General features: G+C 69.0%; 19 protein-coding genes and 1 pseudogene. 10 read left to right on the top strand and 10 right to left on the bottom strand.

Features of this window, described 5'->3' with window-relative positions; all coding sequences use genetic code 11:
• Positions 1-38: 38 nt before the first annotated feature.
• From QF206_RS10480 to QF206_RS10455, 6 genes and pseudogenes are all read right to left on the bottom strand, one after another.
• Positions 39-1418 carry an LCP family protein gene (locus QF206_RS10480; RefSeq protein WP_281489173.1) on the bottom strand — a complete coding sequence of 460 codons (1380 nt, stop codon included), beginning with the start codon at positions 1416-1418 and terminating at the stop codon, positions 39-41.
• 109 nt (positions 1419-1527) lie between these two features.
• A pseudogene (gene purE, locus QF206_RS10475) lies at positions 1528-1992 on the bottom strand (5-(carboxyamino)imidazole ribonucleotide mutase); the annotation flags it as partial.
• A gap of 160 nt (positions 1993-2152) precedes the next feature.
• The gene (locus QF206_RS10470) at positions 2153-3385 is read right to left on the bottom strand and encodes a 5-(carboxyamino)imidazole ribonucleotide synthase (protein WP_281489172.1); all 1233 of its coding nucleotides are present in this window, start codon (positions 3383-3385) and stop codon (positions 2153-2155) included.
• Positions 3386-3607: 222 nt separating this feature from the next.
• Positions 3608-4903, bottom strand: coding sequence for a UDP-glucose dehydrogenase family protein (locus QF206_RS10465; protein WP_281489171.1), 1296 nt, complete (start codon positions 4901-4903; stop codon positions 3608-3610).
• A 124-nt stretch (positions 4904-5027) separates the two neighbouring features.
• Positions 5028-5570 (bottom strand): PH domain-containing protein, encoded by a 543-nt coding sequence (locus tag QF206_RS10460; RefSeq protein WP_281489170.1) that lies wholly within the window; start codon positions 5568-5570, stop codon positions 5028-5030.
• A gap of 4 nt (positions 5571-5574) precedes the next feature.
• Positions 5575-6438 carry a biotin--[acetyl-CoA-carboxylase] ligase gene (locus tag QF206_RS10455; RefSeq protein WP_281489169.1) on the bottom strand — a complete coding sequence of 288 codons (864 nt, stop codon included), beginning with the start codon at positions 6436-6438 and terminating at the stop codon, positions 5575-5577.
• A gap of 96 nt (positions 6439-6534) precedes the next feature.
• Here QF206_RS10455 and QF206_RS10450 point away from each other — a divergent pair, with 96 nt between their 5' ends.
• The 8 genes from QF206_RS10450 to QF206_RS10415 all read left to right on the top strand — a co-directional run bounded on the left by QF206_RS10450 (position 6535) and on the right by QF206_RS10415 (position 14646).
• Positions 6535-7386 carry a polyprenol monophosphomannose synthase gene (locus QF206_RS10450; RefSeq protein ID WP_281489168.1) on the top strand — a complete coding sequence of 284 codons (852 nt, stop codon included), beginning with the start codon at positions 6535-6537 and terminating at the stop codon, positions 7384-7386.
• A 264-nt stretch (positions 7387-7650) separates the two neighbouring features.
• Positions 7651-8499 (top strand): ABC transporter ATP-binding protein, encoded by an 849-nt coding sequence (locus tag QF206_RS10445; protein ID WP_281489167.1) that lies wholly within the window; start codon positions 7651-7653, stop codon positions 8497-8499.
• A complete protein-coding gene (locus QF206_RS10440) occupies positions 8496-9329 on the top strand; it encodes an ABC transporter permease (RefSeq protein WP_281489166.1) in 834 nt (277 codons plus the stop codon). The genes QF206_RS10445 and QF206_RS10440 overlap by 4 nt, the downstream gene beginning before the upstream one ends.
• On the top strand, positions 9326-10702 hold the full coding sequence (locus QF206_RS10435) for an amidohydrolase family protein (protein ID WP_281489165.1): 1377 nt from the start codon (positions 9326-9328) through the stop codon (positions 10700-10702). The genes QF206_RS10440 and QF206_RS10435 overlap by 4 nt, the downstream gene beginning before the upstream one ends.
• A gap of 139 nt (positions 10703-10841) precedes the next feature.
• Complete coding sequence (locus QF206_RS10430; RefSeq protein ID WP_281489164.1) at positions 10842-12011, top strand: hypothetical protein; 1170 nt, start codon at positions 10842-10844, stop codon at positions 12009-12011.
• Positions 12008-12667 carry a carboxymuconolactone decarboxylase family protein gene (locus QF206_RS10425; protein ID WP_281489163.1) on the top strand — a complete coding sequence of 220 codons (660 nt, stop codon included), beginning with the start codon at positions 12008-12010 and terminating at the stop codon, positions 12665-12667. The genes QF206_RS10430 and QF206_RS10425 overlap by 4 nt, the downstream gene beginning before the upstream one ends.
• 4 nt (positions 12668-12671) lie before the next feature.
• Complete coding sequence (locus tag QF206_RS10420; protein WP_281489162.1) at positions 12672-13664, top strand: LLM class flavin-dependent oxidoreductase; 993 nt, start codon at positions 12672-12674, stop codon at positions 13662-13664.
• A gap of 25 nt (positions 13665-13689) precedes the next feature.
• Positions 13690-14646: an LLM class flavin-dependent oxidoreductase gene (locus QF206_RS10415; RefSeq protein ID WP_281489161.1), complete on the top strand. Its 957-nt coding sequence runs from the start codon at positions 13690-13692 to the stop codon at positions 14644-14646.
• 145 nt (positions 14647-14791) lie between these two features.
• Here the strand turns inward: QF206_RS10415 and QF206_RS10410 are convergent, their stop codons facing one another.
• Positions 14792-15661, bottom strand: coding sequence for an LLM class flavin-dependent oxidoreductase (locus tag QF206_RS10410; RefSeq protein WP_281489160.1), 870 nt, complete (start codon positions 15659-15661; stop codon positions 14792-14794).
• A gap of 358 nt (positions 15662-16019) precedes the next feature.
• Between QF206_RS10410 and QF206_RS10405 the strand changes: the two genes are divergently transcribed.
• Both QF206_RS10405 and QF206_RS10400 read left to right on the top strand, forming a co-directional pair.
• Positions 16020-17591 (top strand): acyl-CoA carboxylase subunit beta, encoded by a 1572-nt coding sequence (locus tag QF206_RS10405; RefSeq protein ID WP_281489273.1) that lies wholly within the window; start codon positions 16020-16022, stop codon positions 17589-17591.
• Positions 17588-17872: an acyl-CoA carboxylase subunit epsilon gene (locus QF206_RS10400; RefSeq protein WP_281489159.1), complete on the top strand. Its 285-nt coding sequence runs from the start codon at positions 17588-17590 to the stop codon at positions 17870-17872. The genes QF206_RS10405 and QF206_RS10400 overlap by 4 nt, the downstream gene beginning before the upstream one ends.
• A gap of 110 nt (positions 17873-17982) precedes the next feature.
• Here the strand turns inward: QF206_RS10400 and QF206_RS10395 are convergent, their stop codons facing one another.
• The 3 genes from QF206_RS10395 to QF206_RS10385 form a co-directional block, all read right to left on the bottom strand.
• The gene (locus tag QF206_RS10395; protein ID WP_340309599.1) at positions 17983-19044 is read right to left on the bottom strand and encodes an oxidoreductase; all 1062 of its coding nucleotides are present in this window, start codon (positions 19042-19044) and stop codon (positions 17983-17985) included.
• Positions 19045-19151: 107 nt separating this feature from the next.
• Entirely contained in the window at positions 19152-20084 is a 933-nt protein-coding gene (locus QF206_RS10390; RefSeq protein WP_281489158.1) for a cyclase family protein, read from the bottom strand.
• Positions 20084-20398 carry a Dabb family protein gene (locus QF206_RS10385; protein ID WP_281489157.1) on the bottom strand — a complete coding sequence of 105 codons (315 nt, stop codon included), beginning with the start codon at positions 20396-20398 and terminating at the stop codon, positions 20084-20086. The genes QF206_RS10390 and QF206_RS10385 overlap by 1 nt, the downstream gene beginning before the upstream one ends.
• Positions 20399-20405: the final 7 nt, after the last annotated feature.

The following is a 20405-nucleotide window of genomic DNA, read 5'->3' as shown; positions in this document are numbered from 1 at the left end:
GCGCAGCTCGCGCAGCGCCGGTCGACCTGCTGCGACGGCTACTGCTCCTGCTCGCGGGGCGCCACGGCATCCGCCACGAGCGAATGCGCGACGTCGAAGTCGGGCATCACATTGTCGATCGTCGGCGGCACGAGGTCGAGCTCGGTCACCGGTTGCTCACGCGACTTCTGCGCCAGTTCGACGAAGCGACCCAGCATGGGCTGGGGGATGTCGGTCTTCACCACCTGCACACCCGCTGACGCGACCGCCTGGAACTTGCTCAGCACGTTGGCGGGGTCGGCCTGCGCGAGGATCGCCTCCTGCACCTGCCGCTGCCGCTCCATGCGGTCGAAGTCGGTGGTGTTGTAGCGGCTGCGCGCGTACCAGAGCGCGGTGGCACCGTCCATGTGCTGCCGCCCGGCCTCGATGACGCCGATGGCGGGCTGCCCGTTCACGCCCAACTGCAGCGGAGTGGCGACGTCGATGGTGACCCCGCCGAGCGCGTCGACCAATTGCGCGAAGCCCTGCATGTCGATGAGCACCGCGTACTGCACTGTGAGCCCGGTGACCCCTTCGACTGCGTCGCGCATGGCTTCGACCCCCGGGGTGCTCCCGCGGTCAGCAGCGTCTGGGTACAGGTCGGGGTGCTCCTCGCCGTACATGTACAGGTAGCTGATGAGGCAGTCGTCGCCGCAGTCGTACCCCGTCGGGAACGGGCCCCACAGGGGTGAATCGTCGGAGAACGGTGCGTTGTAGAGGTTGCGCGGGATGCCGATCAGGGTGCTCGCACCGGTCTCGGCGTCGACGCTCACGAGTGAGATGCTGTCGGGCCGCAGCCCAAGCCGGTCGGGTCCAGCGTCACCGCCGAGCAGCATGATGTTGTAGCGGCCGTCGACGGGCTCGGCGATGTGACCGTCACCGAAGAGGCTGGCGATCGCGTCACGGCCGACGCCGGTGAGGTACCCGAGGTACGCCGCACCGCCCACAGTGACCAGCAGTGAGAGCACAGTGAAGCCGGCGATCAACGGTCGGGCACCCGGTGCGGCGCGCACGATGCGCGCGAGCCTGAGCGCGTCGACCGTCAGCACCAGCCAGAGCACTGCGTAGGCGAGCGCGAGCAACTGCACGGCCCAGAGCACGATGATGTTCGTCGCCATCGTGAGCAGGAATGCGCGAGCGGCGAACCACAGCACCAGCGCAATGACGAGGAGGGTCCACAGCAGGAGCGTGGCGCCCAGGCCGAAGCGCCCGAGCCGACGGTTGCCGGCGAGCACCTGCGCCGAGCCGGGGATCACCAGGTTGAGGACGACCAGCCACCACGCGCGTCCGGTCATGATGCGGGGCGAACCGGTATCGGGCTGACGAAGCGGCGTGCCGAAGGTCGCGGCACCGTCGAACGGCGTCGCTGCCGGTGGGGCGTGCGTGGTGTGCGGGGTCACTGTCCGCGGGTCACTGGTCCTGTGCGCGCTCGGTGGCGGTGGTGGGCTGAGCGGTGGTGACAGGCTGAGCAGTGGTGACAGCCTGAGCAGAGGCGGCCGGCGAGCCGGTCAGCGTCTGCTGCAGCGCCGCGTTCTTCTCGGCCACCAGGTGCTCGAGTTCGGCGGCGTGGTCGGCGAGGCGCTGCTGGAGTGCGGCATCCGTCGTTCCCAGCATGCGAGCCGCCAGCAGTCCGGCGTTGCGCGCGCCGCCGATCGAGACGGTCGCGACCGGGATGCCGGCCGGCATCTGCACGATCGAGAGCAGCGAGTCGAGGCCGTCGAGCTTCGCGAGCGGCACCGGTACTCCGATCACCGGCAGCGTCGTGACGGAGGCGACCATTCCGGGGAGATGAGCCGCTCCCCCGGCGCCCGCGATGATGACACGGATGCCGCGGTCGGCTGCTCGAGCGCCGAACTCGATCATCTTGCGGGGCGTGCGGTGCGCCGAGACGACCTCGACCTCGTGGGCGATGCCGAACTCAGCGAGCACTGCCGAGGCCTGCTGCATCACCGGCCAGTCGGAGTCGGAGCCCATGATGATCGCGACCAGCGGGCCGCCGACGTTTGGCTCGCCCGCGGGAGTGTGGTGCGGTCCAGGCTGCACGGGAAGGTGCTCCGGCTCGTGCGAGAGGTGGTGCTGGGCCTGCTGCGATTGCGGCTGCGACGGTTGCGACACGTGGTCCATGGTAGGCACCTCAGGCGAAGTGAGCGGCGGCGGCGCGCGCCCGCTGGAGCACGTCGTCGAGGCGATCGCCCGTGACCGTGACGTGCCCGACTTTGCGCCCGGGTCGCGGGTCTTTGCCGTAGTTATGGATCTTCGCGGTCGGCTCGGCTGCGAGCGCCGCGCCGTACCGGCTGTCGAGGGGGCCGTCTTGCGGGCCGCCGAGGATGTTCACCATGACGCTCCATGGAGCGAACGGCGAGGTGTCTCCGAGCGGCAGGTCGAGCACCGCGCGCAGGTGCTGCTCGAACTGGCTCGTGGTCGAGCCGTCGATGGAGAAGTGCCCCGAGTTGTGCGGGCGCATCGCCAGCTCGTTCACCAGCAGGCGCCCGTCGCGCGCCTCGAAGATCTCGACCGCGAGCACCCCGGTGACACCGAGCCCCTCGGCGATCGCACGGCCGAGCTGCTCGGCGCGCTCGACGAGGTCGGCCGATGCGGGGGACGCGAGGTGGCGGCCGTGCCGGGCCGCGGCGGTCCCACTCGCCTCGACCGTGGAGACGCCGGCATCCGTGTGCTCATCGGCGGCGGGTGCGAATGCCGGGGCCGGCGCGATGACCTCGACGCACACACCGTCTCGCTGCAGGGTCTCGACCACCGGCCACGCGGCGATGTCGCCGCTCGGGCGGCGGGCCACGAGCTGCGCGAGCTCGCGGCTGAAATCGACGAGCTCCTCGGCGAGCAGTGCCCCGCCTCGAGCATCTTCGGCGAGGGCGGTGAACCAGTCGGTCGCCTCGTGAGCCGCGCGCACGACGCGCACGCCCTTGCCGTCGTACCCGCCACGCGCGGTCTTCACGACGGCTGCGCCGCCGTGCGCGTCGATGAACTGCTGCAACTCGTCTTCAGTCTCGACCGCGGCCCACGCGGGAACCGGCAGCCCCAGTTCGGTGAGCCGCGCGCGCATGTCGATCTTGTCCTGCGCGCACTGCAGGGCGTCGGGACCCGGGTGCACCTCGACGCCGCGCTCCACGAGGGCGCGCAGCACCGGCTGCGGCACGTGCTCGTGATCGAAGGTGACCACGTCGACCGTCTCGGCGAAGGCGAGCACGGTGTCGAGGTCGCGGTAGTCGCCGACCTCCGATGCTGCGAGCGCCGCCGACATGCCCTCAGTCTCGGCGAGCACGCGGATGTCGAGGCCGAGGTTGATGGCCGCGGGGATCATCATGCGCGCGAGCTGCCCGCCACCGATCACGCCGACTTTCAAGGTCATGTCGCTCCCGCTGGATTGTGGGTTGTGGTCTCGGGCGGCGTTCGCTCGAATCGCGGCCCGATCCATTCTGCCCTAGGCACGCTTCACTTCATGCCCACTGGCGACGCTGCCAACGGCATCCGCGCCAATTGCTCGTGAGCGCGCCACCTCCTCGTGGCGCGCAATCGAGGGACTGGCGCGGACACCCGGAGAGAAGTGGAAGTCGGAGGATGCGCGCACTGCCTAGGGGCGCCCGAGGGCGCGATAGTGCCATCCGGCGGCCCGCCAGACCGCGGGGTCGAGGCAATTGCGGCCGTCGATGATCACTCTCGCCGCGACCAGCGGTGCAAGGCCGTGCGGGTCGAGCGTCTTGTACTGCGCCCACTCGGTGACCACGACGATCGCGTCTGCGTCACGGGCGGCGGTCGCGGCATCCGGCGCATAGTCGAGCCCGGGGCACTTCGATCGGGCAGTCTCGATCGCCTTCGGGTCCGTGGCGACGACGTGCGCGCCCTCGTCGAGCAGATGCATGGCGACATCGAGCGCGGGAGAGTCGCGCACGTCATCGGAGTCGGGCTTGAAGGCGAGGCCGAAGACCGCGATGTTCTTGCCCTCGAGCGACCCTCCGACCGACTCGCGCGTCAGGTCGACCATCCGGCTGCGGCGTCTGAGGTTGATGGCGTCGACCTCGCTCAAGAAGCTGAGCGCCTGGTCGACGCCGAGCTCTTCGGCGCGGGCCATGAAGCCGCGGATGTCTTTGGGCAGGCATCCCCCTCCGAACCCGAGCCCCGCGTTCAGGAAGCGGCGGCCGATGCGGGGGTCGTGACCGATCGCATCCGCGAGTTGAGTCACGTCGGCGCCAGTCGCCTCGGCGATCTCTGCCATGGCGTTGATGAATGAGATCTTGGTGGCGAGAAATGCGTTCGCGGCGACCTTGACGAGTTCAGCGGTGGCGTAGTCGGTGACGATGCGGGGGGTGCCGGCCTTGATCGCGCCCGCATAGACCTCGTCGAGCACTGTGACCGCCGCTACATCACCGGGGGCGATGCCGTACACGAGGCGATCGGGGCTCAGCGTGTCGTTGATGGCGAACCCTTCGCGCAGGAACTCGGGGTTCCACGCGAGCCTTGCGCCAGTCGTTGCGACGCGTTCGGCGAGACGCGCGGCGGTGCCGACGGGAACGGTCGATTTGCCCACGACCAGGTCACCGGCGCTGAGGTGCGGAAGCAGGCCGTCGATCGCGGCTTCGACATAGCGGAGGTCTGCCGCGTTGCTATCGGGTTGCTGGGGCGTCCCGACCGCGATGAAGTGCAGGTCGGCATCCCGCACCGCGCCCATATCGACGCTGAAGCGCAAGCGGTCCCGGGCTTCGACGAGCAGCTCGCTCAGCCCTGGTTCGAAGAAGGGCGCGATTCCTCGGGCGAGGGTCTCGACCCGCGCCGGATCGACGTCGATGCCGACGACGTCGTGGCCCAGTTTCGCCATGCTGGCGGCGTGGACGGCCCCCAGGTATCCACAGCCGATGACCGAGATCCGCACGTCTGCACACTAGCGGCGGCGAAGCGCCCGCGTCACCCCTTTTCGCCGAAGCGACACGCAGGCGACGCAGAGCGTTCACGATAGGGCGTCGCGGTTGCCGGCTTGCGCAGCGCGGCCCGACGACCTATCGACTGCCCCAGACGGTCGTCTCGTCATGGGGCCGAGCCTGCTCGCGCTGACGGATCCCGGCCATCATCGTCTGCCCTTGCTCCACCAGATCGTGCAGTGCGGCCTGCACGAGATCGGCGTCGGGCACATCGCGCAACACGGTCGGATGCTCGAGCCCTGTGTTGATCAGCACGTCTCCGGTGCGGAACAGCGTCTGCAGGCCGTTCTTCCTCACGGTCACGTCATAGCCGCGGCCGTGAAGAAGTTCTTGGCGCACTCGCACCAGGAACCCGCTGCGCAGCACGATCCTGCGCGTGGTGATGGTGTAGTACCTGGCGAGCCAGGCGAAGTACGGCAGCACCCAGAGCAGGACGGCCAGCAGGGCCGCGCCGGCCAGCACGATCCACGGCGACCACGGCTCCGGGAACTTCCCGATGAAGTATCCGGTTGCGGCGCAGATCGCGATCAGTGCGATGGTCGGCCAGAACATCGCCCGCGCGTGCGGCCTGAGCCGGGCGATGACGACCTCCGGCTCTCGGGTCACGGGCTGCTGCGACATGCCCTCATTCATACCGCAGGTGCGTGATGTCACCGGCGGCGACAGCGTGCTCGACACCGTCCTCGGCGCGCACCAGCAGCCGACCCGAGTGGTCGATGCCCTCGGCCGTGCCCCGCAGGCGCTGGTCACCGGGAAGGTGCACGAGCACTGGCTCGCCGACCGTCGTGCAGGCTTCAGTGACCTCGGCGCGCAGGCCGGCGGCATCCGCGTCGCCACCGTGGGCGCAGTACCGCCGGTACAGCTCCTCGAATCGCTCGAGGAAGGCGAGGAGCGCGATGTCGCAGAGTTCCGCAGTGCTGGGTCCGAACGCACTGGGGCCTGCGTCGCTGGATGCCGCAGAGCTGACGCGGCCCGCACCGCTGCCCGTTGCGCGGCCCAGGTGAAGCGCGAGCGATGTCGAGACAGGCGTGGGCAACGATTCCGCGGGAATGGCGACATTCAGGCCGGCACCGACGACGACGGCATCGCGGTCGAGCTCCGAAAGGATGCCGCTCGCCTTCAGCCCGGCGATCTGCACGTCGTTCGGCCACTTCAGCCCGACGCGAGCTGCCGATCCGTGCGCTTGCAGCGTCGCCTCGACCGCTTCGGCCATCGCGAGACCGGCCAGCAGCGGCAGCCAGCCGATGTGATCGAGGGCGACCGGCCGGCCTGCACCGTCGCGCGGGCGGAGCAGCACTGAGACCGCGAGCGTCTGTCCCGCGGGCGAGATCCAGCTGCGGCCGAGGCGGCCGCGGCCCGCGGTCTGGTGATCGGTGACCACGATGCTGAAGTCGGGCACTTTCGAACCGCGCAGTTCGTCGTTCGTCGAGGGTGACGAGTCGACGACGCGCAGCTGCGGGAATCGCTGCCTCGACCTGGAGAACTGCATGCGCCCAGGCTAACGCGGTGCGAGTCCATCGCGGCGGCGCCTTGCGACGGACCTCCTGCACGGGCGGAATAGCGCGAGGGCTGGCACAATGTGCCGGTGGCTTCAGTCGGCGCGCGCCTGCTCGTGATCACGCCGACGTACAACGAGGCGGACAGCCTCGAGCGCGTGATCGCACTCCTGCTGCAGCAGCAGCCGGACGCCGATGTGCTGGTCGTCGACGACTCCAGTCCGGATGGAACCGGCGCGCTCGCCGATGCGCTGGCCGAGCGCGATCCGCGAGTGAACGTGCTGCACCGATCGAGCAAGACAGGACTCGGCGGCGCCTACCTCGACGGCTTCGCGTGGGCCCTCGATCGCGACTACGACGTGATCGTGCAGATGGATGCCGACGGCTCGCATCCGGCATCCGCTCTGCCTGCGATGCTCGAGCGGTTGGGTCCTGTCGCCTCGTCCGATCAGGCGAGCGAGACCGGCTCGACCGGAGGAGCGGGCCTCGACGATGCGCTGCCCGCAGCCGGGCGCCACACCGCAGCCCCCGCCCAGGCGGTCGACACGCCGGGGCTCGTCATCGGATCGCGTTGGGTGGCCGGCGGCACGATCGCTCATTGGCCGAGGCACCGCGAGTGGCTGAGCCGTGCCGGCAACAGCTATGCGCGGGCGATGCTCGGCCTGCCGGTGCGCGACACCACGGCGGGTTACCGTGTCTGGCGCGCTGGTGCCCTGCGCCGCCTGCCCCTCGATCGTGTCGTGTCGCGCGGCTACTGCTTCCAGGTCGACCTGGCACGCAGGGCGCAGGAAGCCGGCATCGGCATCGACGAGGTGCCCATCACGTTCGTCGAGCGAACACAGGGCCGGTCGAAGATGAGCTCGGCGATCGTCGTCGAAGCGATGCTCCGTGTCACGTGGTGGGGGCTTCTGAAGCGCTTCCGCCGAACCACACGAGCGTAGGGACTCCGGCGCGATCGCGCCACGACATCGTGTCATCCAGCGAAGCAGAACGTCATACGACGGCACACGCGGTCACATGGCGAAACCTGGCGCCGCAGCGCCGCCCGTCGCGTCTACCGTTGCCGCCACGACACCGTTTCGAAGTCGGCCAGAGCGCGCCGCGCAACACTCGCCGCCGCGATGCCTCGTCCTGACGGGGCCATGCGGCAGGCGTGAGCGCAGCGGCATTTCGGGGCCGACGAACGACGCAGAGGGGGAAGCAGCATGCCGGTCATCGACACGCAGCGCGAGGAGCGCATCGCGCCGACGTCGGCCGCGCACGCCTCGGCCGACCACAGCGCGCAGCCGGGCCGTCCGCCACACGTGCAGCCGTTCGAAGAGCCCACCGCAGAGGGCATTCGCTTCCGAAAGGCAGCGAAGACGTATCGAGGCGGCACGGAAGCGCTGTCGTCCACGAGCTTCGCCGTCGCACCGGGCGAGTTCGTCTCCCTCGTGGGGCCCTCGGGCTGCGGAAAGTCAACGTTGCTCCGGCTCGCCTCAGGGCTCGACACCGTGTCGAGCGGGAGCGTCGAGGTCAACGGCGAAGTCGGCTACATCTTCCAAGACGCGAGCCTGCTGCCCTGGCGCACGGTGCAGCGCAATGTCGAACTGCTGGCCGAACTCGAAGGCATCGACCGCGCGACCCGGCGGGCGCTCGCCGCCGACGCGATCGCGTTGACCGGGCTCGCCGGGTTCGAACAGCACCGGCCCCTCGCTCTCTCGGGCGGCATGCGGATGCGGGTATCGATCGCGCGGGCCCTCACGCTCCGCCCGGGGGTGTTCCTGTTCGACGAACCGTTCGGCGCGCTCGATGAGATCAGCCGTGAACGGCTCAACGACGAGCTCCTCGCCATCTTCGCGCGTGAACGCTTCGCCGGGCTCTTCGTCACGCACTCGATCGCGGAGGCCGTGTACTTGAGCACGCGTGTGCTCGTCATGTCGGCCAGACCCGGCAGGATCGTCGCCGAGCTCGAGGTTCCGTTCGACCACGACCGTTCGCCCGCCCTGCGCTTCGACGCCGCCTTCTCCCGGGTCGCCTCCGAGGTCTCCGAAGCCTTGCGAGCGCACTCATGAGCGCGCCGCTGAGCCGCGTGAGGCGAACCGCCGACGCTCCCGCGAAGCGCGTTCGGCGCATCGCGGCGCCGTTCATCGTCTTCGCAGCGGTCGTGACGCTCTGGTGGCTGTTCAGCACGTATGGGCTCGAACAGCACAAGCGCTTCCTGCTGCCACCGCCGGGGCAGGTGGTCGCGGTCGGGCTGCTCGACCCCCGGAACCGCGGTGAGATCATCGACGGGCTGCTCGCGACCGCGCAGGTCGCGCTCGTCGGCCTCGTGCTGTCGATAGTGATCGGCACCGTGCTCGCGCTGGTGATGAGTCAGGCGGTCTGGGTGGAGCAGTCGATCTACCCCTGGGCGGTCGTGCTCCAGACCATTCCCGTGCTCGCGCTCGTGCCCCTCATCGGGTTCTGGTTCGGTTACGGGTTCGGCAGCCGAGTGCTCGTCTGCGTGCTCATCGCGCTGTTCCCGATCATCACCAGCACGCTCTTCGGCCTGCAATCGGCCGAACGCGATCACCGCGACCTGTTCAGGCTTCGCCGCGCCGGGCGCTGGCACACCGTCACGAAGCTGCTGCTCCCCGGGGCGCTCCCCGCGATGACGACGGGCTGGCGCACCTCGGCCGGCATGTCGGTCACTGGCGCGATCGTCGGCGACTTCTTCTTCAGGCAGGGGCAGGCCGGCATCGGCCGTCTGCTCGACGGCTACACGCAGCGGCTCATGCCTGAACAGCTCTTCGCCGGCGTCTTCATCACCTCTGCCTTCGGGCTGCTGGTGTTCTGGGGCTTCGGTCTCATCACCCGGCTGCTGATCGGCTCATGGCACGAGTCGGCGAGGACGTCGCAATGAGCGCACCCGGCCGCGCGCTCCTGCTGGGGGCGCGCACGATCGATGGCGAAGCGATCGACATCGGCGTCGTCGACGGGGTCATCGACGAGGTGGGCGCGCCGGGCTCGTTGTCGCACTCGCGCACGGCGATCGACGATGCTGCCGAGCGGCTCGACGGCACCGAACTGCACGATCTGAGCGGCTTCATCGTGCTGCCCTCCTTCGTCGAACCGCACACTCACCTCGATAAGACGCTCACCATCGATCGGGCTCCGAACCCCACCGGAGATCTCGATGGTGCGATCGCAGCCTGGCTGCGAGAGCGTCCGCTGCTCACCGAAGACGACGTCTACCGTCGAGCGGAGTCGACGCTGCGGCGAGCGCTCGCGAGCGGGGTCACAGTGCTGCGCACTCACGTCGATACGGCAGCCGACACCGGCCTCGCGGCAGTGCGTGCGTTGCTCGCCCTGCGCGAGCAGTTCAGCGGGCTCGTCGAACTGCAGGTCATCGCGGGCCATGCGCTTCCGACGAGCGGGTCGGATGCCGTCGCCCACACGCGCGCGCTGCATGGCGCGATCGAACTCGGCGTCGACGGCGTCGGCGGCGCTCCCAGTCTCGACGTCGACCCGCCCGCCGCGCTGGCGCGCCTTGCGGCCCTTGCCCGTGACGCAGGGCTCCCGCTCGATCTGCACATCGACGAGACGACCGACCCGGGTGTGTTCCTCCTGCCGCTCGTGACCGAGCTCGCCGAGCGCTTCGACCACCCGATCACCGTCGGCCACATCGTGAGCCTCGCATCACAAACGCCTGCGGTGCAGCGAGACGTCGCACGCCGACTGGCCGCAAGCGGCGTCGGGGTGGTGACCCTTCCGCAGTCGAACCTCTACCTTCAGGGCCGCGCGGCCGTGTCGGGCACCGCGAGGCACCCGCGCGGGATCACGGCGCTCGACTCGCTCGGCGACGCCGCAGTGACCGTCGCGGCGGGCGCCGACAACATCGCAGATCCGTTCAACCCGGTTGGAAGAGCCGACCCGCTCGAGACCGCGTCACTGCTCGTCACCGCGGGCCACCGCCCATTGCACACGGCGCTGAGCGCGATCACCGACGCTGCCCGCGCGGTGGTCGGGGCGCCGCCCGTCGATCTCGTCCCGGGGTCCGACGCCGATCTCGTCGCGGTGCGTGCCACCTCGCTCGCCGACCTCATCGGCCGGGCTCCGGCCGAGCGCATCGTGTTCCGGCGGGGCCGCGTCGTGTCGCGCACGGCCGTCACCGAATGGCAGGCGCCCCTCGACCCGTCCGGCGGCACGCGCCGCCTGGCAGGCGAGCACGGTGGGCACCGCCGGAACCGGCGACCGGTGACGGCCACCGACCGAATGCCGACAGCCGGCCGCTGACCGCGGCACCCCGCCAACGACAGACCGAGCACAGCAGCCTGCTGCGGTCGAACGAGCGGCGCGGCGGTCGCCGGCATCCCGCGCAGCCGTGCTCCACGACCGACGACCTGAACGACCTCTCTGATTGACAAGGATTCCCATGAAGAAACGAACCACCGCGGCGGCTGTGCTGACCGCAGCCGCGCTCACCGCCTCACTCGCCGCGTGCGCCACCGAGACCGACAGCGGAGCCTCGGCGCCCGAGCAGAACGCGGTCATCGAGGGCAGCGCCGCCGCGCGCTACACCACACCGCTCGCCGACGTCTGCCCATCGACCGTCAGCATCCAGTGGAACTGGTGGCCACAAGCGGACCACGGCTGGACCTACCAGCTCATCGGCGACGCCGGCGAAGTGGATGCTGAGAAGTACACCTACACCGGACCGCTCGGAAGCACGGGCATCGATCTCGAAATCCGCGCCGGCGGGCCGGCGACCGGCGGTCAACTGCCGCTCGCGCAGCTCTACTCCGACGACTCCATCACGTTCGGCATCACCACCACCGACGACTCAATCGGCGCCTCGCAGGATTTCCCGACGGTGTCGGTGTTCACCTACGCGGTGAAAACGCCGCTCGTCTTCTTCTGGGGCGACGACGAGTGGGACTTCAAGAACCTCACCGAGGTGAAGGAGTCGGGCGAGACCGTGCTCGCGTGGGAGGGTGCGCCCTACCTCGACGTGCTGACCAGCCTCGACCTGCTCGACCCTGCGCAGATCGACGCCTCCTACAAGGGAGACCCCGCCCGATTCGTGCTCGAAGAGGGCAAGGTGCTGCAGCAGGGCCTGCTCACCAGCGAGGTCTACAAGTACGAGCACGACGTTCCCGCGTGGGGAAAGCCCGTGAAGTACGTGAGCGTCGGCGATGAGTACGACGCCTACACGAGCCAGGTCAGCATCCGTGCCGACCAGCTCGAGGCCCAACGACCCTGCCTCGAGAAGCTCGTACCGCTGTTCCAACAGGCTGCGGTCGACTACGCCCACGACCCGGCGCCCACCAACCAGGTGCTGCTGGATGTAGTCGACCAGCTCGACGGCTCCGGCTGGGAGCTGACCCCGGGCATCGTCGATTGGTCGTCGACCATCGCTGTCGAAGAGGGCATCGTGGCGAACAGCCCAGACGGCGTGTTCGGCAGCTTCGACCTCGACCGCTTGAACGAGTACATCAAGGTCGTCGCACCGCTCCTCAGCGAACGCGGACAGAAGGTCGCGCCAGGACTCACCGCGGAGGACTTCGTCACCAATGAGTTCCTCGACCCGGAGATCGCCCTGTGAGCGCCCCGGCAGGAACCGTGCACGCGGGCACGCCGCGCGCCGAGGCGAACGAGCCGGCCACGACCGCTCGCAGTGGCCGCTATATCGACGCCTGGGTCGACGTGGTGCCCCCGGCATCCGCCTCCGGCACGCTGAAGCAGGCGTACGACTGGCAGGCGGCGAAGCTCGGCGAGCCCACGGAGTACACGCAGCTCGGCAGCCTCATCCCCGAGCTCGTGCTCGAGCGGCTGCGGCTGTACAAGGTGGTCGACGCCGTTCGCGGCGAGCTCGATGAGCTCGAGTGGCGTGTGATCGCGTTCGTCACGTCACGGCTGAACGAGACGCCGCACTGCTCATCGGGGCTGGAGGTCAAGCTCGGCGAGCTCGGGCTCGGCCACGAGGCTCGTGAGCGTCTCGTCGCCCAGCACGCCGACCCCGACACGGGCGACGCGCGCCTCGACGCGCTCATCGCATACACGTCGAAGCTGACGCTCGCACCGGGGAGCATCCGCGAGCGCGACATCGAGCGCCTGCGCAGTGCCGGCCTGAGCGATCGCGACATCGTGGCGGCGAACAACCTCTCGGCGTACTTCTCGTACACCAACCGCGTCGCGACCGGTCTCGGGCTGCGCACCGTGATTCCCACGGCTCACGCGCATGATGCGGTTCCCGAGTGACGTGATGGCGCCCAGCACAGCGGATGCTGCTTCATCCGGTCGCACCTCACCCCGCCGGGGCGTCTGGGTCTTCCCCAGCGCCCCGGCGCCCGCGCTCGTCGACGCCATCGTTGCGGCCGAAGCGCTCGGCATCGACGAGTTCTGGATCGGCGACGAGGGACCCGCTCGCGACCCGTTCGCGGTGCTCGCCGCCGCAGCGCGGCTGACGTCGCGCATCCGTCTCGGCATCGCGGTCACGAACCCGTACCTGCGGCATCCCATGACCACCGCGATCGAGGCGATGACCATCGATGAACTCTCGAACGGGCGGATGCTGCTGGGCCTCGGCCCTGGCGGACATGTCGCGCTCGGTCCGGCCGGCGTCGAACGGTCGCGTCCGCTCGCCGCCGTGCGAGAGGCGCTCCGCCTCATCCGGGCGGTGTCGCGGGGCGAGTCGACTGAGGGGTACGACCCTCCGCCAGGAGCCTTCACACGGCCTGGACTGCAGGTGCACATCGGCTCGCGCAGTCGACGGTTTCAGGAGCTGGCCTCACGCGAGGCCGATGGGGTGTTTCTCGGCGGCATACCCCGCTCAGCGCTCGGTCAGACGATCGCGTGGGCGCACTCGGTGCGGACGATACCGCTCGGTGTCTACAGCACCGGCGTCTTCGGTGAAGCGGATGCCGAGGCGCTCCGCCCGCGAATGATCATGCCGCTCGCGGACTCCCCCGACCACACCCTCGACGCGCTCGGGCTTGAGCGCGTCGCTGTGCGCGCAGCCGCCGAAGCCCTCCTCGAGGGCGACGCGACCGCGGCGCAGCGACTCATGACCGACGAGATCTTCGATGACCTCGTCATCTCGGGCACCCCTGACCGCATCGGCGGCGAACTGGCCGCTCGCGTCGAGCGCTTCGCGCCCTCGACCATCGGTCTCACCTTCACCACCGCCGACCCGCTCAGGGTCGTGGAGCACAGCGCCTCAGCATTCGAGGTCATGAACCGTCGGCTGCACCGCTGAAGCGGCGAACCGGAAAGGAAACCGCATGACGATCGGCGTCATCCTCCACGTCGACAACCCCGCGCTCGACGACGCGGTGCAGATCGCACTCGCGGCCGAAGACGCGGGCGCGACCTGGATCGGCCTGCCCGACGCATTCTGGTGGCGAGACACCTGGATGATGGCCCTCGAAGTCGCCCGGGCCACCCGGCGCATCGCGGTCGGGCCGCTAGTGACGAACCCCTTCATGCGCCACCGGTTCCACACGATCTCAGCGCTGGCGACGCTTCACGAAGCAAGCGATGGCCGGGCCATGCTCGGGCTCGGGGCCGGCGGGAGCGAGATCACGGATGCCGCAGGCATCAGTCGCGGCGGCGCGGGCCCCGCGATCGCCGACCTCGTGCGCGGCATGCGTGCGGCGGCATCCGGCGCGCCCCTTCACGAGCCGAGCAAGCGGCATCTCTCAGTGCCGTTCACCTCTGCGCCACGGGTGATCGTCGCCGGGCGTGGACGGGGCGTGCTGCGCGCCGCCGGAGCGGTGGCCGATGCCGCTCTGCTCTGGGCGTTGCCGGCGCGTGAACTATCAGCGGCCGTCGGCACGGTTCGGGATGCCGCTCGTGCACGTGATGCCGAGCCAGCTGTCATATGGGCCCCGCTCGTCGACCACACGGGTGATGCGCGCGAACAGACCGCGTATGCCGTGGTGAACAGCAGCCAGGAGTCGCACCGCGCGTGGGGGCTCGACGCCGACGCGGTGGCGGAATTGCGCAGCATTGCGGTCGCGGAGGGCAATCGTGTCGCGAGCCGGCTCGTGCCCGGATCGATCGCCAAGGAAATCGTCGTACCGGGCGACGATCCCAATCGCGCTGCACAGCTCGCGGCAGGAATCGGTGCCAACGAGATCGCGGTGCGCGCGGATTCCGCCGACGGGGTCGGGGCGCGGGTCGATTGGGCTCGCCGTGCGCTGCTCGCCGCCGCTGCTGACGTCACGTCTGCGCGCTGAGTCCGCCGAGACGGCACTCGGCCTCCCCGAACGCCGCCGCCGAGGAAGTCGGCGCGCTCAACGGCGCTCCGCTGCAACGCCTCGACTGACAAGAACGCCCCGTCACCGTCGCACCATTCGGTGCACGGTGACGGGGCTTCGTGGTTCACGCCGCGTCGCGTGCGAGCAGCTCGCCGAGCGCGGGCAGCACCTCATTCACGAGAGCGCGCGTGGTGCGCAGCGACGACTCGTCGTCGTTGCCGGGAATGAGGGAGACGTCGTCGACGCCGATCCGCGCGTAGGCGCGGAGCTGATCGGCGATGTACTGCGCCGGTCCAACGATCTTGCTGCCGGAGAGATGCGCGGCGTGCTGCGGGAGCTCGGCGAGCTCGACTGCGATGCGAAGCCCGAACACCCCGCCGCCCCGCGCCTTCCAGCCCTCGACCGTCGGGGCCAGCTCGGCAGGCGTCGCCGCGCGCGCTTGGAACGGGAGGCCTCGGGCGAGCGCCTTGCGCTGGGTGCCTGCAGCACCGGCGAGCCAGAGTTGCGGGCGCACGCCGTCGAGCGGGCGAGGCGAGAGCCTGTGCCCCGGCGCGAGCCGAAGATGCTCCGAGGAGTACTCGTCACCGGCGAACGCGGCGATGAGCCCGTCGAGCAGCTCACCGAAGATCGCCCCGCGCCGGTCGAAGTCGACGCCTCGGTACTCGAACTCGTGCCTCCAGAATCCCGGTGCCACCGCGAGCACGTGGTTGCCACCGGTGAGGTTGTCGAGCGTCGACGACTGCTTCGCCAGCCATTGCACATCACGCAGCGGCAGCACGCTGGCGCCCAGGCCGACACGAACGCCGGGGTATCGCCCGGCGAGGAACGCGAGCCAGGTGAGAGGCTCCATGCCCCCGGACCAGCGTGGGAACTGCTCCATCTCGAGCAGACCCTCTCCGAGCCAGAACGTGTCGATGCCGCCTTCGACGGCGGCGTCCGCGACCGCGAAGGAACCGTCGCGGGTGTGACCGAAGGGCGAGATCCCGATGCGCATGGGTGAGTCTCCTGATCGACGTGCTGAGAGGCGCCGGACGTGAGCCGGTCCCCGTGCGGCGAGGTGCTGATCGACGCGCGGCAAGCCTAGACAGCGGGTGGCGCGCGGCATCCGTTCGTGTCGGAAAGCGACGTCCTGTTGCGGCATGTGACGCGGCCACCGCTTCGGCGCCGACGAATCGGCGACGCCGATCTTGTGCCCTCTCGACAACAGGGTCGGCGTATTCCTCGTAGGTAGAGTGAACTGCGTGACCGCCGACACCGCCACACCAGCAGCCGACTCAGCATCGACCGACTCAGCAGCGACCGCCTCAGCAGCCCAGCCTGCGGAGCCCGCTGGAGGCCCCGCCGCCCCCGATTTGACGACGACCGCGGGCAAGATCGCCGACCTCAAGCGGCGCTACCACGAGGCTGTCACCGCGAGCGGCGAGGCGGCCACCGCCAAGCAGCACGCGAAGGGCAAGAAGACCGCCCGGGAGCGCATCGAGCAACTGCTCGACCACGGTTCGTTCGTCGAGCTCGATGAGTTCGTGCGGCACCGCACCCACGCCTTCGGCATGGAGAGCAAGCGCCCCTACGGCGACGCGGTGGTCACCGGGCTCGGCACCATCCACGGACGTCAGGTCGCCGTGTACTCGCAGGACTTCACGATCTTCGGCGGTTCGCTCGGTGAGGTCGCTGGCGAGAAGATCATCAAGGTCATGGACCTCGCCCTGAAGACGGGCGTGCCGATCATCGGCATCCTCGACTCGGGTGGCGCCCGCATTCAGGAGGGCGTGGTCGCCCTGGGCAAGTACGGCGAGATCTTCCGGCGCAACACCCAGGCATCCGGTGTGATCCCCCAGATCTCGATCGTCTGCGGACCTGCAGCAGGCGGCGCGGTGTACTCGCCCGCGCTCACCGACTTCGTGATCATGGTCGACAAGACCAGCCAGATGTTCGTCACCGGTCCCGACGTGATCAAGACCGTCACCGGCGAGGACGTCGGCATGGAGGAGCTCGGCGGGGCGCTCACCCACAACAAGACCTCCGGCGTCTCGCACTACCTTGCCAGCGACGAGGACGACGCCCTCGACTACGCGCGCACCCTCATCAGCTACCTGCCCGACAACAACATGGCGGACGCGCCCGTGTATCACTCCGAGGCCGAACTCGAGATCACGGATGCCGACCGCAAGCTCAACGCGGTCATCCCCGACTCGCCGAACCAGCCCTACGACGTCATCTCGATCATCGAGCACGTGATCGACGAGGGTTCGTTCCTCGAGGTGCAGCCGCTCTTCGCCCCGAACATCGTGATCGGCTTCGGCCGCGTCGAGGGCCGCACCGTCGGCATCATCGCGAACCAGCCGAGCTCGATGGCCGGCACGCTGAACATCGACGCCGGCGAGAAGGCATCCCGCTTCGTGCGCTTCTGCGACGCGTTCTCGATCCCGATCCTCACGCTCGTCGACGTGCCGGGCTACCTGCCGGGCACCGACCAGGAGTGGACGGGCGTCATCCGCCGCGGAGCGAAGCTGCTCTATGCCTACGCGGAAGCGACCGTGCCTCTGGTGACCGTGATCACCCGCAAGGCCTACGGCGGCGCGTACATCGTCATGGGATCGAAGCAGCTGGGCGCCGACATCAACCTGGCCTGGCCGACCGCCGAGATCGCGGTGATGGGCGGACAGGGCGCGGTGAACATCCTGTACCGCAATGAGATCCGCGAGGCGGAGGCGAACGGCGACGACGTCGCTGCAGTGCGCACACGGCTGGCGAACGAATACACCTACAACGTCGCGAGCCCGTTCCTCGCTGCCGAGCGAGGCGAGCTTGACGGAGTGATCGAACCCGCTGCCACGCGCGTCGCGGTCATCAAGGCGCTTCGCGCGCTGAAGACCAAGCGCGCGGCGCTGCCCGCGAAGAAGCACGGAAACATCCCGCTGTGACGACTGCGGAGCGTGCTGAGGCCGGGGCCGGCAACGGGGCGAGCGCGGCGGATGCCGGCATCGCCCCGTCTGCGCCCGAGCTCGACCTGCGCCTCGTCGGCGGATCGCCCACGCCCGAGGAACTCGCCGCCGCGCACGCTGTGCTCGAGCAGGCCGTTCGCGAGTTGCACGCGCACCACGAGCAGCCGGATGCCGAGAGCAGCCGCTGGCAGCGCGCCCAACGCGCCATGCGCACCCCTATCGTGCCGGGGCCCGGCCGCTGGCAGAGCTTCGGCCACTGACAGCGAACGAGGCCAGAACACGTCACGCACAGCAGGCGCTGCGGGGCACCCATCGTTCCTGGCACCGCTCGCTAGGAGACCTACCGGCGCTGAGACATCGAATGCTCGCTCTATCCGGGCAGCACACCATAGTCGGTGTAACCGCGCGGCCCACCGACGTAGAAGGTCGCTTGATCGGGATGGTTCTCGACCCTCCCCTCCGCCCATCGACGCGCGAGGTCGGGGTTCGCGATGAATGCCCGTCCCACCGCGACGGCGTCTGCCGCGCCGCTGTCGAGAACCGCGCGGGCCTCCTCCCGAGTTGTAGCGGTCGCGGGCCCCGTGTTGACAACGATGGAAGTCTGCGCGGCCGATCCGATGTCGCGGGAGAGCGAGTCACCGGGCCGCGCCCAGACGAGGCTGATGTAGGCGAGCCCGAGGGGGCGTAAGTCGAGTGCGAGGCTTCGGCATCCGTCCGCGGCCGTCTGGTAGTCCTCGTCGATGCCCTGCACGTTGTTCCCGGGAGACAGACGGATGCCGACACGATCAGCGCCGACCTCATCGACGACCGCCTGCGCGACTTCCGTGACCACGCGACGGCCACCGCCTGCCTCCAAGCCGTACTCGTCGCCACGGAGATTGGTGTTCGCCGCAAGGAACTGGTGCAAGAGATAGCCGTTCGCCGCGTGGAGCTCCACGCCATCGAACCCGGCCGAGATCGCTCGTCTGGCTGACTTCGCGTACATCAACGGCAACTCCGCGATCGCTGCGCGGGTCATGGCTTCAGGCACGGGGAAGCGCTGTTTGCCAGACGCCGTTCTCACGTGACCCGGGGGCCTCACCGCACTTGGCGCGACCACCTCCCGTCTGGTGATCGCGGGGTGAGCGACGCGACCACCGTGCATGAGCTGCAACACGATCGAGCCGCCCGCGCTATGCACCGCCCCGGTGACTTGTCGCCACGCGTCGACGTGGGCGGTATCGGCAATTCCGGGTTGCCCCAGGTATGACTTACCCTGCAGGGTCGGCCACGTGCCCTCAGAGACAATCAGCCCCGCGGTCGCACGCTGCCGGTAGTACTCCGCGATCAGTTCGGTCACGGCACCGTCGTCGTTGGCACGGGTTCTGGTCAGGGGCGCCATGACGAGACGATTGCGTAACCGGATCGAACCAAACTGTGCGGGCTGCCACATCAGCGATTCGACTTCTACCGCTGGTGAGGTCACAGGGCTCTCGCTCTCCATCGAGCGCTGCCGCCCAGAGGAGAGCGAGAGCGAGGCCTTGTCAACCACGTGCGACGTCACTCCGCCAGCGGAAACGCCAACGGCCGGATGGGCGAGCCGGTCGCCCCACGCAGTCTTATGGGCGCACCGATGAAGGCGAACTCGTACACCTTGTCTCTCGAAAGGTCTTCGAGGAACACGCACTCCATCTGCGGAACGCCATGGTCGATCAAGAAGTGACAATGGCCTGGCAGCCAGTTCTCGTCATCGAACGAAGGGGTGCGTTCTACCGCTTCGTTGTCGGCCCCGACGGCCACCACCTTATGATCGGTGATCCATGCGGCCGCCTCAACCGTGAGGCCCGGGCTGTCACCGAAGACGCGTGACCCGTCTGGCCAGTACTGCATGCGTCCAGTCCGAACGAGAACGATGTCGCCGGGGCGGATGACTGTGCCCTGCGCCGCGAGACACTCTTCAAGGTCTTCCGCGGTGATTCCGTAAGAGGGCGCGAGAACCTCGACGCCTTTGTGAGCCGCGATGTCGATGAGGATGCCTCGGGCGATCAGCGGAAGGATCTGCTCACTGCCGGCGCGCTCCCATGAGCGGCTACCGAGGTGTGCATCAGCGTCGAAGCCGTTGTACGTCTCGCGACCGTACGCGAAGTGGTTCAACGCGTCGATGTGCGTCCCGGTGTGCGTGTACATGAGGATGACATCACCTGAATACCCGCATGCGCGGTTGATCTGATCGCCGACGCCGTTAAGGTTGTCGACGACGGTGCCTCTCGGAGTGTGTGACATCCATATCTGGTAAGCCGGGTCACCTGCAGCCTGGAAACTCGGCATGCCGACGAAGTAGTCGACACTGAGGTCGTACACGCGGTGCCCGTCGATCCGGGCCATGATCGAGGCACGGCTCTCAGGCGTGATGCGGTTTGTCGCGCCGTGCTCGTCGTCCGGGCCCCATTCCGACTTCGGAGCCTTTCCGGTGCGGATTCCTGTGTCGCCCATCAGTTGCTCGCCTCCGCTTCGCCGAGCGCGAAGTCGCAGACGGCCCGATCGGCAAAGAACGGCAGCAGCTCTTCGACCACCTGCTGGTGGAAGGGGTGGTCTGAGTACGCCTCGAGCGCCTCCATCGAGGGGTAGTCGGCGACCAGCGCGTATTGCCACAGCGCCCCAGAGTTCCCCTCCTCGCCCTGATGCGCACCACTCGTCCACGACAGTGCGCCGGGAATCGTGTCGGGGAGTTCATTGAGCCGGTTCAGGACGAACACCGGATCGGCGTCGGGAGTGACGTTCCAGAGAAAGACGTGACGAATCGCCATGAGTAAG

This window comes from Ruicaihuangia caeni (assembly GCF_029952955.1).
GTDB lineage: Bacteria > Actinomycetota > Actinomycetes > Actinomycetales > Microbacteriaceae > Ruicaihuangia > Ruicaihuangia caeni.
This window is presented reverse-complemented; position numbering and strand designations above follow the sequence as displayed.

Bases quoted from the DNA above. Each gene is read 5' to 3' on its own strand.
- QF206_RS10470 (WP_281489172.1), bottom strand. From the start codon at position 3,385: ATGACCTTGAAAGTCGGCGTGATCGGTGGCGGGCAGCTCGCGCGCATG.
- QF206_RS10460 (WP_281489170.1), bottom strand. From the start codon at position 5,570: ATGTCGCAGCAGCCCGTGACCCGAGAGCCGGAGGTCGTCATCGCCCGG.
- QF206_RS10455 (WP_281489169.1), bottom strand. From the start codon at position 6,438: ATGCAGTTCTCCAGGTCGAGGCAGCGATTCCCGCAGCTGCGCGTCGTC.
- QF206_RS10445 (WP_281489167.1), top strand. From the start codon at position 7,651: ATGCCGGTCATCGACACGCAGCGCGAGGAGCGCATCGCGCCGACGTCG.
- QF206_RS10440 (WP_281489166.1), top strand. From the start codon at position 8,496: ATGAGCGCGCCGCTGAGCCGCGTGAGGCGAACCGCCGACGCTCCCGCG.
- QF206_RS10435 (WP_281489165.1), top strand. From the start codon at position 9,326: ATGAGCGCACCCGGCCGCGCGCTCCTGCTGGGGGCGCGCACGATCGAT.
- QF206_RS10430 (WP_281489164.1), top strand. From the start codon at position 10,842: ATGAAGAAACGAACCACCGCGGCGGCTGTGCTGACCGCAGCCGCGCTC.
- QF206_RS10420 (WP_281489162.1), top strand. From the start codon at position 12,672: ATGGCGCCCAGCACAGCGGATGCTGCTTCATCCGGTCGCACCTCACCC.
- QF206_RS10415 (WP_281489161.1), top strand. From the start codon at position 13,690: ATGACGATCGGCGTCATCCTCCACGTCGACAACCCCGCGCTCGACGAC.
- QF206_RS10410 (WP_281489160.1), bottom strand. From the start codon at position 15,661: ATGCGCATCGGGATCTCGCCCTTCGGTCACACCCGCGACGGTTCCTTC.
- QF206_RS10395 (WP_340309599.1), bottom strand. From the start codon at position 19,044: ATGTGGCAGCCCGCACAGTTTGGTTCGATCCGGTTACGCAATCGTCTC.
- QF206_RS10390 (WP_281489158.1), bottom strand. From the start codon at position 20,084: ATGGGCGACACAGGAATCCGCACCGGAAAGGCTCCGAAGTCGGAATGG.
- QF206_RS10385 (WP_281489157.1), bottom strand. From the start codon at position 20,398: ATGGCGATTCGTCACGTCTTTCTCTGGAACGTCACTCCCGACGCCGAT.